Below are 13,517 nucleotides of genomic sequence, written 5' to 3'. Positions count from 1 at the left end.
AGTTCGTATCGAGGAAGTTCGTTCTGGGGTCGGGGTCGATCGCCGTTCAGTCGTCGGCGTCGGCTCGAGCCGAACTCACGTCGGGATCGATGAACGCGTACCTCGCGAGCATTCGGCCGAGTTTCTCGACGCGTTCCTGCAGGTCCTCCTCTTCGAACGTCCGGCCGTCGATCGCCTCCGGGTCGTCGACGAACCGGCTCGAGGCGTTGCGGATCCCGACCTGGTGGGGGAGCACCCAGCCGTGGACCCCTCGCACGGTGATCCGGAGATGATCCAGCGTCGACCCGTAGCTCCCGCCGCCGGCGGTCGCGAGCAGGCCGACGGTGGTGTCTTCGTACTCGTCCCAGCCGCAGTAGTCGTGGAAGTTCTTCAGCGCCCCCGAGTAGGAGCCGTGGTAGACGGGGGTCCCGAGGGCGACGGCGTCGGCCTCGCGGACGAGACGCTGGAGTTCGAGGGCGTCGCCCTGCTCTGTGTCCTCGCGGTCGGGATCGTAGACCGGCAGGTCGTACTCGCGGAGGTCGAGCAGGCGGGTCTCGGCGCCGGCGTCCGCGGCGGCCCGGAGCGCGTACTGGAGGGCGGTCCGGGTGTAGCTCCCCTCGCGGAGGCTGCCGCTGACGGCGACGACTGTCGGAGGCTCGGAAGGCGGCGAGGCGGGAGATTCAGGGGACGTCATGCCACCCGGTACGGGATCGATCCGGAAATCGGCGGCGCTTTCCGTCGCCGTCGGCGATCCGAGGGCGTCGGTTTTTTCGAACCGGGCGGTGATGAACGGGTATGGAGACGGAGACGATCAGTTTCGGTACCGACGGCTGGCGGGCGACGTTAGAGGAGTTCACGACGCCGCGGGTCCGGATGGTGGGCCAGGCGGTCGCGACCTACCTCGCCGACGAGGGGGCCGACGCGCCGGTCGTGATCGGGTACGACGCCCGCGAGAGTTCGCGGGGCTTTGCGGAGGAACTCGCCCGGGTGCTGTGTGTGAACGGGTTCGACGTCCTCGTCCCGGAGCGCGACCGGCCGACGCCGCTGGTCGCCCACGCCATCGTCGAGCGGGACCTCGCGGGCGGACTGGCGATCACCGCCTCGCACAACCCGCCGGAGTACAACGGCGTGAAGTTCATCCCCGACGACGGCGCGCCGGCGCTCCCCGAGGTGACCGACGCCATCGCGGACCGACTCGCGGAGCCGGACCCCCTCCCCGAGAGCGAACACGGTACCGTCCGCGAGGTCGACCTCGCGACGCCCCACGCCGACGCCGTCTTCGACCTAGTCGAGTCGGTGACCGGAACCGCCGACCTCTCCGATGCCGACCTGTCCGTCGCCTACGACGCCATGCACGGCAGCGGCCGCGGGACGACCGACGCCGTCCTCGAGCGCGCCGGCCTCGCGGTCGAGCGACTGCGCTGCGAGCGCGACCCCGAGTTCGGCGGCGGCGCACCCGAACCCGCGCCGGAGAACCTCGAGGGGCTGATCGACCGCGTCACGAGCGGCGACGCGGACCTCGGGATCGCAAACGACGGCGACGCCGACCGGATCGCCGTCGTCACGCCCGATCGGGGCTACCTCGACGAGAACCTGTTTTTCGCCGCGCTGTACGACTACCTGCTCGAGGACGACACCGGTCCCGCGGTCCGAACGGTGTCGACGACGTACCTGATCGACCGCGTCGCCGAGGCTCACGGCGAGTCGGTCCGGGAGGTGCCGGTCGGGTTCAAGTGGGTCGCCGAGGCGATGGCCGAGGGCGACGCCCTCGTCGGCGGCGAGGAGTCCGGCGGGTTCACGATCCGCGGTCACGTCCGCGAGAAGGACGGCGTCCTGCTGGCGCTGCTGGCGGCCGCGATGCACGCCGGCGAACCGCTCGACGCCCGGATCGACCGCCTCCTCGAGGAACACGGCACCGTCGTCCAGGACAAGACGAGCGTCCCCTGTCCGGACCACGAGAAGGCGCGGGTGATCGACGACCTGGGCGACGAGATCCCGGACGCCGTCGCCGGCGTCGACGTCGAGGACGTCAACACGGCCGACGGGTTCAAGCTCCTCCTGTCGGACGGCTCGTGGCTGCTGGTCCGCCCGAGCGGGACCGAGCCGGTCCTGCGGGTCTACGCCGAGTCGACCGACGAGAAGCGGGTCGGCGAACTGCTCGAGGTCGGCGAGGAACTGGTCGACCCGCTCGTCTGATGCCGGCTACCGCTCGAGCAGGTCCGCGACCAGCTCGCTGACGCGGGCCAGTTCGTCCCGGTTGACGCCGTGGCCCATCCCCTCGTAGATTCGCGTCGTGACGTCCGCGTCCAGTTCCTCGAGAACCGCGGCCGTCTCGTGGACGCGTTCCTCGGGGATGTGGGGGTCGCTGTCGCTGCAGCCCAGGAACGCGGGTGTGCCCTCGAGGCTCCCCTCGCTCGCGTACGCGTCGGGGTCGTCCAGTTCCTCGCCGATGAGCCCGCCGCTCAGTGCGGCGAGGCCGCCGTACCGGCGGGGGTTGCGCGCGACGAACTCGCTGGCGAGGCAGGCTCCCTGGGAGAACCCCAGCACGAGGACGCGCTCGGCCGGAACCCCGGCGTCGGCGGCCTCGTCGATCGCATCCTCGATCGCTCCCAGGCCGGAGGTCCGGCCCGGCTCGTTTCGCTCGACGGGCGCGAGAAACGAGTTCGGGTACCAGGTGTTGCCGGCCGCCTGCGGCGCGAGGAAGGCGACGCCCTCGCGGTGGATCTCGTCTGCCATCCCGACGATGCCCCGCGCGGTCGCGCCGCGGCCGTGGGCCAGGACGACGGCGGCCTCGGCGTCGGAAAGCGCCGTGCCGGCGGTGACCAGCGGCTGGTCGCCGTGGGGGTCCTCCCCCCGGTGTCCCGTGGGCCCCCGACCGCGCCGGCTCATTCGACGCCTCCGACGCCCGCGCTCGCCTCGGGGAGGTCGTGTTCGACGACCTCGAGGCCGAGTTCCTCGATCGCTCCCCGGAGGTGTTCGTCCTTGGCGTAGTCGGCCCCGTCTGCCTCGCGGAGTTCCTGGGCCTTCGCCAGCACCTCGCCGCGGCGGTCGTCGGGAATCTCGTACTTGTCCGTCGAGAGTTCGATCACCAGCCCGTTGTTGTCCTTGGTGTAGATCGAGTGGAAGATCCCCCGGTCGAAGACGTTGTAGCCGTGACCGGCCTCCTCGAGCGAGGCCATCACGTCCTCGTACTCGTCGGGATCGACGCTGAAACAGAGGTGGTGGACGGCCCCGACGCCGCCGCGCTGGCCGCGTGCGGATGGACGGTCGCCGACGAAGAACGTCAGGATCCGACCGTCACCGGTGTCGAAGAACAGATGCGTCTGGGAGGGGTCGTCGAGGTTCGGCTGGCGAAGCACCAGCGGCATTCCGAGGAGGTCGCGGTAGAACTCGATCGTGTCCTCCTCGTTGCTTCCCCAGATGGTGATGTGGTCGGTCCCCGTCGTGTGGAACGGGCTGTCGGGGAGATCGGGCGTGACCGGCGCCTCGTCGGCGTTCGAGTCGTTTCCGGTCATGGTCACTCCGCGAGTTCCTCGCCGAAGAGGCGCTCGGCGTCGGCCGGGACGTCGAAGTCGTGGTAGTGTTCGCCCTGTTCCTTCGACAGGATGTTCAGTGCGGCGGCCGCGCCGTCGCCGACCGCGATGGCGGCCTGCCACTCTTCGGGTCGGACCATCGCCCCCGTCGCGTAGGCGTCGTCGACGCTCGTCTCCATGTCGACGCCGACGTCGACCACGCCCTCCTCGGTGAACGCACAGCCGAGTTCCTCGGCGAGGTCGCGGTTCGCACCCGTCGCGAGGACGAGGTAGTCCCCCTCGTACTCGCCCCCGTCGGTCTCGACCGCGAAGCCGTCGGCGGTCTCGCCTACAGCCGTCACTTCGTCGCCCTGCCGTCGGTCCGTGCCGAAGTCGTCGACCTGCTGGCGGGCGGTCGCCATGAACTCGCTGCCGCCGACCGAACCGATCCCCAGGTAGTTGAACAGGTGGGCCTTGTGCATCCAGGTGTCGTCACCGTCGAAGACGGTCGTCTCGAGGCCGTTCTTCGCCGCGAACAGGGCCGCACTGAGGCCGGCGGGGCCGCCGCCGACGACGAGGACCGATGCGTCTTCGGACGCCGTGTCGTCAGTATCGTTGCTCACGGTTACATTATGTTACCGCAGCCGTATCAACCTAGCAGGGACCCGGAACCAATCACGTGACACCACTGTTACCGGCCTCGAGCCGACCTGACGGGGCCGTCATACGGGTTACTGTGCGTCAGTTCCGGCGCAATCGCCGCCCGGGTTGCGGTTGCGCCGGTACATCGGGACAGCAACCCGTATCACTCCCCGACGTCCCGCCAGTCCGGTGCCGTCGATACCTCGGGGTCGGCGAGTTCCTCGAACGCCGCCTCGAGCGACTCCGAGAGCGCCGGGTGGACGTGGACCGTCTCCGCGACGTCCGCGACGGTGCCCGTCCCGCGATCCATCGCGACGACGACCTCCTGGATCAGCGCGGAGGCCTCCGGACCGACGACGTGACAGCCCAAGATCTCGCCGCCCGGCGAGGCGAGCACCTTGACCAGGCCGTCGGCGTCGCGGATCGTCCCGAGCGGCGAGACGTCGAACGGGACCGTCGCCGACTCGTAGGATCGGCCCTGTTCCCGGAGTTCTCCCTCCGTCGCCCCGGCGCTCGCCGCCTGGGGCGAGGTGAAGATCGCGTGAGGCATCGCTTCGTAGTCGACCGTCCGCTCGCCGTCCGCGAGATCGAGGGCGTTGGCCGCCACCACGCGGGCCTCGTAGTCCGCGGCGTGTTTGTACGGCTGGTCGCCGACGACGTCGCCCAGCGCCCAGACGCCGTCGACCGTCGTCTCGAGCGTCGCGTCGGTCTCGACGTAGCCCGCGTCGTCGGTCTCGATCCCCGTCGCCTCGAGGTTCAGCGCGTCTGTGCTCGGGACTCGGCCGGTCGCGACCAGGAGTTCGTCGGCGGTGAGATCGACGGTCTCGCCGTCGCCCGCTTGCGCGGTCACGACGACGCCGTCGTCCGTCCCCTCCACCCCGGCGGCCTCGTGGCCGGTGTAGAGGTCGCAGGACGACTCGAGCGCGGCCGTGATCTGTTCGCTTACGTCGTCGTCCTCCCGCGGGACCAGCCGGTCGCTGCGGCCGACGATCGACACCTCGGTGCCGAGCGCGCCGAAGAAGTAGCCCAGTTCGGCCCCGATGTAGCCGCCTCCGACGACGACGAGTTCGTCCGGTCGCTCGTCGAGGTAGAGCGCGTCGTCGCTGGTGAGGGAGGCGACCTCCTCGAGGCCGTCGATCGGCGGGGTCATCGGCCGACTGCCGACGGCGACGACGACCCGTTCGCCCTCGATTCGGCGGACCCGATCCGCCTCCGTGGCGTCGACTGGCTCCACCTCGAGGACGCGGTCGTCGACGAACTTCCCCTCGCCCCTGTAGAGGCTGATCCGGTCGGCGTCCTCGAGGCTCTGGGCCTGCCGATCGGCCTTCTCGTAGACGAACTCGTGGATCGCGTCGGTGATCTCGCCGTAGGCGACGGTATCGAGGTCGAGCGAGGCCTCGAGGCCCGCGCGCTCGGCGTGTCGAACCGTCTCCGCGACGTCCGCCCGGTGGATGAGCGCCTTCGACGGGACACAGCCCCGGGTGATACACGCGCCGCCGAGCGGGCCGCGTTCGACGACGGCCGCCTCGAGGCCGCGGTCGGCGGCGGCGGTCGCGACCTGGCTACCCGACCCGCCGCCGACGACGACGAGGTCGTACTCGTGGGTCTCCATGCCGCGTGTCACGACGGACTGGATCGTAAAACGGGCGCGTGGCGTTGCCGCCCGCAAGGCGACGCGAGGTGTCGCGACTCGAGCGGTGCGGTTGCAAGTGGGACCACTAAGCGCACGGTCGGCGTCGGTGCGGCCACGCCAGCGGCGTTCGACCCAGTACCTACCATGACCGACATCGGTTACAAACTCATCTGCGAGGAGCACGGCCCGCGCGACCTCGTCGAGTACGCGACCCTCGCCGAGGAGTCGTCGTTCGAGTTCGCGATGATCTCCGACCACTTCCACCCCTGGACGTCGACGCAGGGCGAGAGCCCGTTCGTCTGGAACGTGGTCGGGGCGATCGCGGCGGCGACCGACGACCTCACGCTCGGCACCGCCGTCACGTGTCCGATCATCCGCTACCACCCGGCCATCGTCGCGCAGGCGGCCGCGACCGCTGCCGTACAGCTGCCCGACCGATTCTTCCTCGGCGTCGGCACCGGGGAACAGCTGAGCGAACACGTCCTCGGCGACCGCTGGCCCGAACACGCGGTCAGACTCGAGATGCTCCGCGAGGCGGTCGACATCATCCGGACGCTGTGGGAGGGCGGGACCGTCAGCTACCGCGGGGACTACTACACCGTCGAAAACGCGCGCCTGTACACGGTGCCCGAAGAGCCGCCGCCGATCCCGGTCGCCGCGGACGGGCCGAACGCGGCGCGGGCCGCGGGCGAGATCGGCGACGGACTCGTCGCGGTCGAACCCGAGGACGGCCTGGTCGAGACGTACGAGGCGGCCGGCGGCACGAACGACCCGCGGTACGCCGAGATCGACGTCTGCTACGCCGAGGACGAGCGGGAGGCGATCGAGACGGCCCACGAGATCTGGCCGCAAGCGGCGCTGCCGGGCGAACTCATGTGGGAGCTCCCGACGCCGGCCCACTTCGAGCAGGCGACCGAGGCCGTCTCGGAGTCCGACGTCGCGGAACTGGTCGTCTGCGGCCCGGATCCGGAGGACCACGTCGCCGCGATCCGGGAGTACGTCGACGCCGGGTTCGATCACGTCGCGATCCACCAGATCGGGCCGAACCAGGCCGAGTTCGTCGAGTTCTACGAGAACGAGGTCGTCCCGGCGATCGACTGACGCGCCGATCTACAGCCAGTCGTCGCCCGAACCGCCCGACATCGCCTGCTCGTGTGAGGCGACGGCTTCGGCCAGGTTCGCGACCGCCTCCTCGGGGGTCCCCCCCTGGCTCGAGACGCCGGTCTCCTCGTCGTCGACGATGTAGAGACCGTGTTCGTTGACGCGCATCGCCACCTCGGCGTCCTCGAGCGCGTCGTAGGCCGACGGATCGGCGTCGACGTCCTCGAGGTCGACGGGCTCGTGTTCCGCGGAGTCCTCGGAGCTCATGTCCCGGTCTAGTCCCCCTCGAGTGAAATACGCACCGACGCGGACCGCGGGCGATACGGCACTTTGTCGCGTGGCACTTCGGCCGACGTTCGATTCGCCGGACACGTTCTACGATCGAACCAGTCCCTTTACCGTCCGACGCGCGGGATTCGGTACCGTACGCAGGGCTCGATCGCTCGACGGGAGAGGTAGGGACGGCCCCGGCCTCGACGGCACGAGGGGTATACCGACTCGGCCTCGAAGTCGGTCGAGACCTCGCTTCGGACCGTTCGACGTTTCCGATCCATGAACAGACGCACGCTGTTGCGCACGACCGGCGTCTCGGTGGCGGCCGCGGTAGCGGGCTGTACGACTGCCGATTCGGGACGGGAGGACGACGAAACGAGCGACGGTGACGCTTCGCCCGATGTGAGTCCCGATCCAGACCTCGTGATCGCCGACGACGACCTCGTCACGCACCACTTTCGCGTCTCCGCCTGCGGCGTTGGCGACGAAGCGACCGGGAGCGGGCGCGAGGTGATCGAGGAACTCTACGTCCGGGGTACCCTCGAGAACCGCGGCGCTTCCCGGCTCTCGAGGGCCGACCTGCGAGTGCGAGTCTTCGACGGCGACGGGACCGTCCTGAACGAGTACGAGGAGACGGTCCGGGAACTGGCTCCCGGGTCCTCCCGACAGTTCGAGATCATGATCTACGAGGACACGGACGTGGTAGCGGACTACGATCTCTCGCTCGAGGGTGTCAGGTGGTGACGACGGCGATGGCGACGGCGACGCCGCCAGCGATGCCCGGTTCGATCTCGGATGATCTCGGCTGATCTCGAGCGAACGGCCGTCCCGCCGATCCCGTGCTTGCGAATCCGGGTCCCCGTAGAAAAAGCCTTTAACGCCGTCGTCCCGTAACTCCCGTAAATGGTACTCGACGATCTCGGCAGTTCTCTGCGGGGCAGCCTCGACAAGCTCCGCGGGAAGTCACGAATTAGCGAGGAGGACGTCGATGAGATCGTCAAGGAGATCCAGCGGTCGCTGATCTCCGCCGACGTCGAAATCTCGCTCGTGCAGGAGCTGTCCGACAACATCAAGGAACGCGCCATGGAGGAGGAGCCACCCGCCGGTACCCCCGCGCGGGACTTCGTCCTCCGTATCGTCTACGAGGAACTGGTCGAACTCATCGGCGACTCCACGGAACTGCCCCTCGAGGAGCAGACGATCCTCCTCGCGGGGCTGCAGGGGTCCGGGAAGACCACCTCCGCCGCGAAGATGGCCTGGTGGTTCTCGACGAAGGGGCTGCGTCCGGCCGTCATCCAGACCGACACCTTCCGGCCCGGCGCGTACGACCAGGCCAAGGAGATGGCCGAGCGCGCCGAGGTCGACTTCTACGGCAACCCGGACAACGACGATCCGGTCGAGATCGCCCGCAACGGGCTGGAAGAGACCAGCGACGCCGACGTCCACATCGTGGACACGGCGGGTCGCCACGCCCTCGAGGACGACCTGATCGACGAGATCGAGGAGATCGAGGACGTCGTCGAACCCGACACGTCGCTGCTCGTGCTCGACGCGGCGATCGGTCAGGGCGCGAAGGACCAGGCCCAGCAGTTCGACGAATCGATCGGCATCGACGGCGTCGTCATCACGAAGCTCGACGGGACGGCGAAGGGTGGTGGCGCGCTGACGGCGGTCGACCAGACCGACTCGTCGATCGCCTTCCTCGGGACCGGCGAAGAGGTCCAGGACGTCGAACGGTTCGAGCCCGACGGCTTCATCTCCCGGCTGCTCGGGATGGGCGACCTCTCCCAGCTCGCCGAGCGCGTCGAGCGGGCCATGCAGCAGACGGAGATCGAGGAGGACGACTGGGACCCCGAGGACATGCTGCAGGGCCAGTTCACCCTCAACGACATGCAGAAACAGATGGAGGCGATGAACAACATGGGGCCGCTCGACCAGGTGATGGACATGATCCCCGGCTTCGGCGGCGGGATCAAAGACCAGTTGCCCGACGACGCGATGGACGTCACCCAGGAGCGGATGCGCAAGTTCTCGGTCATCATGGACTCGATGACCGAGGCCGAAAAGGAGTACCCGAAGGCCATCGGCGCGAGCCAGATCGAGCGCATCGCACGTGGCTCGGGGACCGACGAGGAGGACGTCCGCGAACTCCTCCAGCAGTACAAGATGATGGAGAAGACGATCAAGCAGTTCCAGGGCATGGGCTCCGAACAGGAGATGCAACGCATGATGAAGCAGATGCAACAGGGCGGCGGTGGCGGCGGCATGGGCGGTATGGGCCCGTTCTGACGACGGCTGCTCCCCGGTCGTTTCGCGATTTCGCGTTTGCGCTCCCGTCTCGAGTGCTCCCCGATCGTTACACGCTACCGACAGGTCTCCGCCCGCCACCTTCAAGAACGGCTAGACCAAGCCTCGAGTACCATGAGTATGCACCGTCGACAGTATCTCGTTCGCTCCGGCGTCGCCCTCGGCGCGGTGTCGCTCGCGGGGTGTCTCGACGAACTCGCGGACGACGACCCCGGCGGCGACGACGGCGGCGAGGCCGACGTCCCGGACCGAACGGGCGAACGCGCGCTCGATCGCGCGGTCGGGGAACTGAACAACGCCGCGCTCGCCCTGGACGTCGGCGAGGTCGACGACCCCGACGACCTCGAGTTCGATCCCGCAGAGCCCCGTGACCACCTCGAGACGGCCCGCGACCACCTCGAGACCGCCGAGGCGGAACTCGAGGACCGCGACGACGATATCGAGGCGCTCCGGCGGTACGCGGACGTCCTCGCGGCGCTGATCGAGGTGACGGCGACCATCGCCGACGACAGCCTCGAGGCGGACATCGACGCGGTCAACGAGGCCCTGAGCGAGGAGGACAGCGACATCGAGACGGCCAGGGGTATCCTCGACGAACGGACGGCCGACCTCGGGGCGGCGGCCGACCGGTACGACGAGGCGATGTCCGGTCTCGAGGCGCTTTCTGCCGATCGCCTGGAGGAACTCTCGATCGTCGATCTCGACGAAGTCGAGGCCGGTGCGGAACGGCTCGGTACGGTCCTGCACTCGCTTCGGACGCTCGGCAGGGGCTACGAGTCGATCCTGGACGGGGCCGAACACCTCGAGCGCGGGCAGGACGAGGCCGACGAGCGGAACCACGAAGAAGCGGAGGACGCGTTCCGCGCGGCCGAGGAAGCGTTCGAGGCGGCGACCGGGACGCTCACCGGTGACGGCGGGAAAGCAGACGCGCCGGACGGGCTCGTGTCGTACTTCGAGACCGCGCTCTGCCAGAGTCGCAACTTCTCGGATGCGGCCGGCTCCTTCGCGGCGGCGTCCGCGGCCGCCGCCGACGGCGACGTGATCGACGCCCGCGATCACCGGGACGAGGCCGAGGACGCGCTCGAGGACGCAAACGACTGCGCGGACTGACTCGTTCACAGAAGAATCGAGGCGGATGCCACGGGGCTTGACCCCGAGGCGATTTACTCACTCCGCGGTCGCCGACTCTTCCCCCGTCGCCGGTACCGCCGGGATCTCGTCGATCAACACGACCGCATCGCCCTCGAGGACGACGGTGTCGTCCTCGTCGGTCACGACCGTCTCGATCCGGTACTTCTCGCCGCCGAGGTCCTCGCTAACCTCGCAGGCGGCGGTGACGCGGTCGCCGATCGACAGCGGCGCGTGGAAACTGCTCTCCTGGGAGAGGTAGATCGTCAATCCCGGCAGCCTCGCCAGCGCCGCGCTGATCAGCCCGTTCGCGAGCACGCCGTGGACGATCCGCTCCCCGAACCTGGTCTCGCGGGCGTAGTCGTCGTCGAGGTGAAGCCGGTTCGTATCGCCGCTGACCTCGGCGAACGCCTCGACGTCCTCGTCCGAGAGGACCTTCGAGAAGCGCGCGACGTCACCGACCGAGACGGTCGACTCGTCCTCGCCGCGGTACTCGAACTCCCAGTCGTCGCGCTCGTACTGGGTGTCGGTACGCACCTGCCGTCGCTGCGGACCGTCCTCGAGTTCGATCGCCCCGGGGCGACCCCGGTGGAGCAGGTGGGGAACGAAGTAGCTGAGCTCCGTCGTGGTGACGATGCCGACGAGGTCGCCGGAGTCGTCGTCGACCACAGGGAGGTGCTCGACTCCTTCGGCCTCGAGGGCGGCGACTGCGTCGACGATGGACGTCTCCTCGGTGATCGTCTCGAGGGGTTCGGACATGACCGACTCGAGCGCGAGGTCGCCGAGGTCCGTCCGCTCGCACAGCTGGGTCGCGAAGTCGCCTTCGGTGACGATGCCGACGGGTCCGTCGTCACGACCGCCGCAGACGACGACCGAGCTGACGCCCTCGTCGCGCATCAGGGTCGCGGCCCGGGTCGCGCTCGCGTCCGGCGGGGCCGTGACGACGTCGGTGACCATGATCTCGGCGGCGGGGATCGTGTCGTGCATGGTACCGTCCTACACGATCGGGACCTATTATGACCCACCCTCCGGTCGTCGGGTCGGCGTTCGGACAGGACGGAAAACGGCTCCCGGCGCTACCCGTCGACCGGCCGCCCGTCCTCCGTCGGCGGCGCGATCTGGTCGATGTACTCCTCGACCGTCGGTTCCTCGACGCGGACGCGGACGCTGATCTCGCCCAGTTCGTCCGGCTCGCCGACCGAGAAGTTCACCCGGTCCTCGAACGCCGCCTGCTTCTTCAGCGCGAAGGAGAAGGTGTCCCCGTCGCGGTTCGCGAAGAACTCGCCGCGGGCGGTGTCGAGGATCTCCTGGCGGTGCAACAGGTCGGAGAAGTGCTCCAGCGAGTGCGTCTCGGCCCTGATCTCGCCGAACTCCTCCTCGAGGTCGGCGTTGGGGAAGACGTTTCTCACGGCGTCGGCGACCCGACTCGTGACTTCGGTGTCGTAGACCGGTGCCGTGATCTCGACGTCGACGCGGTAGATGTCGCTCATTGTCGTACCTCCGTGTTCTCGGCGTCGGTTCCGGACTCGTCGGCGACCGCCTCCGGCCCCTCGCGGATGATCCGCCGAACCTGCTCGTGGAAGGCCTCGAGCGAGCCGGTGTTCTCGACGACGACGTCTGCCCGTTCCATGGCGTCGTCCATCCCGAACCCGCGCTCGCGCTCGTCGCGGGCCGCGAGGGGTTCGCCGCCGTCGTTCTCGTCGGCGTCCCGCCCGCGGGCGTCGATCCGCTCCGCCCGGACCTCGAACGGCGCTTCGATACTGATCAGGGTGAAGTCGTCGCCGAACCGTTCTTCGAAGACGTCGACCTCGGTCCCCGACCGGATGCCGTCGACAAGCACCGCGTCGCCGTCCTCGAGGCGATCCTCGATCATCGGCAACGAGCGCTCGGCGATCGCGGCCGGGCCGTTCTCGTCGCGCAGCGCCTGGGCGACTTTTCCGTGGTCTTTCGCGGGATCGAGCCCGCGGTCGGCCGTCTCCTGGCGGACGACGTCGCCCATCGTCACCACCGGGATTCCGTCCTCGCGTGCGACGGTGGCGGCCTCGCCTTTCCCGCTGCCGGGGAGACCCACCGTTCCGATGACGTGCATCGAGACGAGATAGCAGCGACACCCGCATAAGGACTGTGTTCGTCGATCGCGACGTCCCGTATGCCGCGGTTGTCGCCAGTGTAACTTCGATTCGGCTCGGTTTCGCTGTGGCGAACGGTTGTGCCCCTCGAGACTCCCTCGGCGGGATCCCACGAGCGGGTCCTCCGGCCGTTCAAAGATCCGTTTTCCCCTGCGAGCGGATCGTTGTGCGAGGGGAAACGTCGGTGGCGAACGCAACGGTTCGCTTGTCGTGACGGTAATAATCGGCAACTCGTCTGAATTAGCACCAATCGTAGAAACGGAGTTTCCCTCTTATTTTCCAGTCCCTCGTCGCCCCGGACGCGCTATGACGGAACGAATCCTCGATCGACGTCGATTCACGAAGGCGCTCGGTGTCGGTATGATTGCGGCAGTAGCTGGTTGTACGGACGACGAAACCAACCCGGTCAGCGATGAAGATCCCGACGACCCCATGGAGGAAGACGACGAAGACGGCGGGTTCGGTGACGACGCGGACGAGGAAGAGGACGGATCCGGCGACGATGAAGAAGACGCGGACGGGGAAGAGGACGGATCCGGCGACGATGAGGAAGACGCGGTCGGGGAAGAGGACGGATCCGGCGACGATGAGGAAGACGAAGAAGAAACCGACGACGAGGACGGTTCCGGTGACGAAGAAGACGGCGAAGACGGCGAGGAGAACGACGAAAACGAGGAAGACGACACCGGGGAGTAACCCCGCTGTTGTCGACGCTCATCGATAATTCCGATTTTCGGACTATTTTTCGACCCATCGTGCCCACGAGAGAGCCCGCGATCGACGGACCGCCGCGTGGATACCTCGAGTCGCTCA

Annotated in this window: 15 protein-coding genes; 6 read left to right on the top strand and 9 right to left on the bottom strand. The window is 68.5% G+C overall.

Going from position 1 to position 13,517, the window contains the following annotated elements:
- Window positions 1-46 precede the first annotated feature (46 nt).
- Window positions 47-673 carry an NADPH-dependent FMN reductase gene (locus BM113_RS11975; RefSeq protein WP_089788280.1) on the bottom strand — a complete coding sequence of 209 codons (627 nt, stop codon included), beginning with the start codon at window positions 671-673 and terminating at the stop codon, window positions 47-49.
- A 101-nt stretch (window positions 674-774) separates the two neighbouring features.
- Between BM113_RS11975 and BM113_RS11970 the strand changes: the two genes are divergently transcribed.
- Window positions 775-2,175: a phosphoglucomutase/phosphomannomutase family protein gene (locus BM113_RS11970; RefSeq protein WP_089788278.1), complete on the top strand. Its 1,401-nt coding sequence runs from the start codon at window positions 775-777 to the stop codon at window positions 2,173-2,175.
- Between the two features lie 6 nt (window positions 2,176-2,181).
- Here the strand turns inward: BM113_RS11970 and BM113_RS11965 are convergent, their stop codons facing one another.
- The 4 genes from BM113_RS11965 to BM113_RS11950 all read right to left on the bottom strand — a co-directional run bounded on the left by BM113_RS11965 (window position 2,182) and on the right by BM113_RS11950 (window position 5,745).
- Window positions 2,182-2,868, bottom strand: a complete 687-nt coding sequence (locus tag BM113_RS11965; protein WP_089788276.1) for an alpha/beta hydrolase — start codon at window positions 2,866-2,868, stop codon at window positions 2,182-2,184.
- A complete protein-coding gene (locus BM113_RS11960; RefSeq protein WP_089788274.1) occupies window positions 2,865-3,494 on the bottom strand; it encodes a VOC family protein in 630 nt (209 codons plus the stop codon). Before BM113_RS11960 ends, BM113_RS11965 begins: the two co-directional genes overlap by 4 nt.
- Before the next feature lie 2 nt (window positions 3,495-3,496).
- Window positions 3,497-4,114 (bottom strand): NAD(P)/FAD-dependent oxidoreductase, encoded by a 618-nt coding sequence (locus tag BM113_RS11955; RefSeq protein WP_089788272.1) that lies wholly within the window; start codon window positions 4,112-4,114, stop codon window positions 3,497-3,499.
- 182 nt (window positions 4,115-4,296) lie between these two features.
- A complete protein-coding gene (locus BM113_RS11950; protein WP_089788270.1) occupies window positions 4,297-5,745 on the bottom strand; it encodes a dihydrolipoyl dehydrogenase family protein in 1,449 nt (482 codons plus the stop codon).
- 165 nt (window positions 5,746-5,910) lie between these two features.
- Here BM113_RS11950 and BM113_RS11945 point away from each other — a divergent pair, with 165 nt between their 5' ends.
- Window positions 5,911-6,867 carry a TIGR03557 family F420-dependent LLM class oxidoreductase gene (locus BM113_RS11945; RefSeq protein ID WP_089788269.1) on the top strand — a complete coding sequence of 319 codons (957 nt, stop codon included), beginning with the start codon at window positions 5,911-5,913 and terminating at the stop codon, window positions 6,865-6,867.
- 9 nt (window positions 6,868-6,876) lie between these two features.
- Here the strand turns inward: BM113_RS11945 and BM113_RS11940 are convergent, their stop codons facing one another.
- The gene (locus BM113_RS11940; protein ID WP_007141336.1) at window positions 6,877-7,134 is read right to left on the bottom strand and encodes a type II toxin-antitoxin system HicB family antitoxin; all 258 of its coding nucleotides are present in this window, start codon (window positions 7,132-7,134) and stop codon (window positions 6,877-6,879) included.
- 285 nt (window positions 7,135-7,419) lie between these two features.
- Here BM113_RS11940 and BM113_RS11935 point away from each other — a divergent pair, with 285 nt between their 5' ends.
- The 3 genes from BM113_RS11935 (at window position 7,420) to BM113_RS11925 (ending at window position 10,557) form a co-directional block, all read left to right on the top strand.
- The gene (locus BM113_RS11935; RefSeq protein WP_245758038.1) at window positions 7,420-7,884 is read left to right on the top strand and encodes an FxLYD domain-containing protein; all 465 of its coding nucleotides are present in this window, start codon (window positions 7,420-7,422) and stop codon (window positions 7,882-7,884) included.
- 159 nt (window positions 7,885-8,043) lie between these two features.
- Window positions 8,044-9,429 (top strand): signal recognition particle protein Srp54, encoded by a 1,386-nt coding sequence (locus tag BM113_RS11930; protein WP_089788267.1) that lies wholly within the window; start codon window positions 8,044-8,046, stop codon window positions 9,427-9,429.
- Between the two features lie 132 nt (window positions 9,430-9,561).
- Window positions 9,562-10,557 carry a hypothetical protein gene (locus tag BM113_RS11925; protein WP_089788265.1) on the top strand — a complete coding sequence of 332 codons (996 nt, stop codon included), beginning with the start codon at window positions 9,562-9,564 and terminating at the stop codon, window positions 10,555-10,557.
- A gap of 57 nt (window positions 10,558-10,614) precedes the next feature.
- On the opposite strand, the gene BM113_RS11920 is transcribed toward BM113_RS11925, so the two are convergent.
- The 3 genes from BM113_RS11920 to BM113_RS11910 all read right to left on the bottom strand — a co-directional run bounded on the left by BM113_RS11920 (window position 10,615) and on the right by BM113_RS11910 (window position 12,664).
- On the bottom strand, window positions 10,615-11,562 hold the full coding sequence (locus tag BM113_RS11920; RefSeq protein WP_089788263.1) for a CBS domain-containing protein: 948 nt from the start codon (window positions 11,560-11,562) through the stop codon (window positions 10,615-10,617).
- A gap of 89 nt (window positions 11,563-11,651) precedes the next feature.
- A complete protein-coding gene (locus BM113_RS11915) occupies window positions 11,652-12,065 on the bottom strand; it encodes an RNA-binding domain-containing protein (RefSeq protein ID WP_007141341.1) in 414 nt (137 codons plus the stop codon).
- Window positions 12,062-12,664, bottom strand: a complete 603-nt coding sequence (locus BM113_RS11910; RefSeq protein ID WP_089788261.1) for an AAA family ATPase — start codon at window positions 12,662-12,664, stop codon at window positions 12,062-12,064. Before BM113_RS11910 ends, BM113_RS11915 begins: the two co-directional genes overlap by 4 nt.
- A 400-nt stretch (window positions 12,665-13,064) precedes the next feature.
- Here BM113_RS11910 and BM113_RS11905 point away from each other — a divergent pair, with 400 nt between their 5' ends.
- Window positions 13,065-13,400: a hypothetical protein gene (locus BM113_RS11905; protein ID WP_342708119.1), complete on the top strand. Its 336-nt coding sequence runs from the start codon at window positions 13,065-13,067 to the stop codon at window positions 13,398-13,400.
- Window positions 13,401-13,517: the final 117 nt, after the last annotated feature.

This window comes from Natronobacterium haloterrestre (genome assembly GCF_900112205.1).
Taxonomy (GTDB): Archaea; Halobacteriota; Halobacteria; order Halobacteriales; family Natrialbaceae; genus Natronobacterium; species Natronobacterium haloterrestre.
The sequence above is the reverse complement of the archived record's forward strand: the minus strand, read 5'-3'. Positions and strand labels throughout refer to the sequence as shown.

What these genes read in the sequence shown, in the direction of transcription:
- BM113_RS11975 (WP_089788280.1), bottom strand. Translation starts at nt 673, where the DNA reads ATGACGTCCCCTGAATCTCCCGCCTCGCCGCCTTCCGAGCCTCCGACA.
- BM113_RS11970 (WP_089788278.1), top strand. Translation starts at nt 775, where the DNA reads ATGGAGACGGAGACGATCAGTTTCGGTACCGACGGCTGGCGGGCGACG.
- BM113_RS11965 (WP_089788276.1), bottom strand. Translation starts at nt 2,868, where the DNA reads ATGAGCCGGCGCGGTCGGGGGCCCACGGGACACCGGGGGGAGGACCCC.
- BM113_RS11960 (WP_089788274.1), bottom strand. Translation starts at nt 3,494, where the DNA reads ATGACCGGAAACGACTCGAACGCCGACGAGGCGCCGGTCACGCCCGAT.
- BM113_RS11950 (WP_089788270.1), bottom strand. Translation starts at nt 5,745, where the DNA reads ATGGAGACCCACGAGTACGACCTCGTCGTCGTCGGCGGCGGGTCGGGT.
- BM113_RS11945 (WP_089788269.1), top strand. Translation starts at nt 5,911, where the DNA reads ATGACCGACATCGGTTACAAACTCATCTGCGAGGAGCACGGCCCGCGC.
- BM113_RS11940 (WP_007141336.1), bottom strand. Translation starts at nt 7,134, where the DNA reads ATGAGCTCCGAGGACTCCGCGGAACACGAGCCCGTCGACCTCGAGGAC.
- BM113_RS11935 (WP_245758038.1), top strand. Translation starts at nt 7,420, where the DNA reads ATGAACAGACGCACGCTGTTGCGCACGACCGGCGTCTCGGTGGCGGCC.
- BM113_RS11930 (WP_089788267.1), top strand. Translation starts at nt 8,044, where the DNA reads ATGGTACTCGACGATCTCGGCAGTTCTCTGCGGGGCAGCCTCGACAAG.
- BM113_RS11925 (WP_089788265.1), top strand. Translation starts at nt 9,562, where the DNA reads ATGAGTATGCACCGTCGACAGTATCTCGTTCGCTCCGGCGTCGCCCTC.
- BM113_RS11920 (WP_089788263.1), bottom strand. Translation starts at nt 11,562, where the DNA reads ATGCACGACACGATCCCCGCCGCCGAGATCATGGTCACCGACGTCGTC.
- BM113_RS11915 (WP_007141341.1), bottom strand. Translation starts at nt 12,065, where the DNA reads ATGAGCGACATCTACCGCGTCGACGTCGAGATCACGGCACCGGTCTAC.
- BM113_RS11910 (WP_089788261.1), bottom strand. Translation starts at nt 12,664, where the DNA reads ATGCACGTCATCGGAACGGTGGGTCTCCCCGGCAGCGGGAAAGGCGAG.
- BM113_RS11905 (WP_342708119.1), top strand. Translation starts at nt 13,065, where the DNA reads ATGATTGCGGCAGTAGCTGGTTGTACGGACGACGAAACCAACCCGGTC.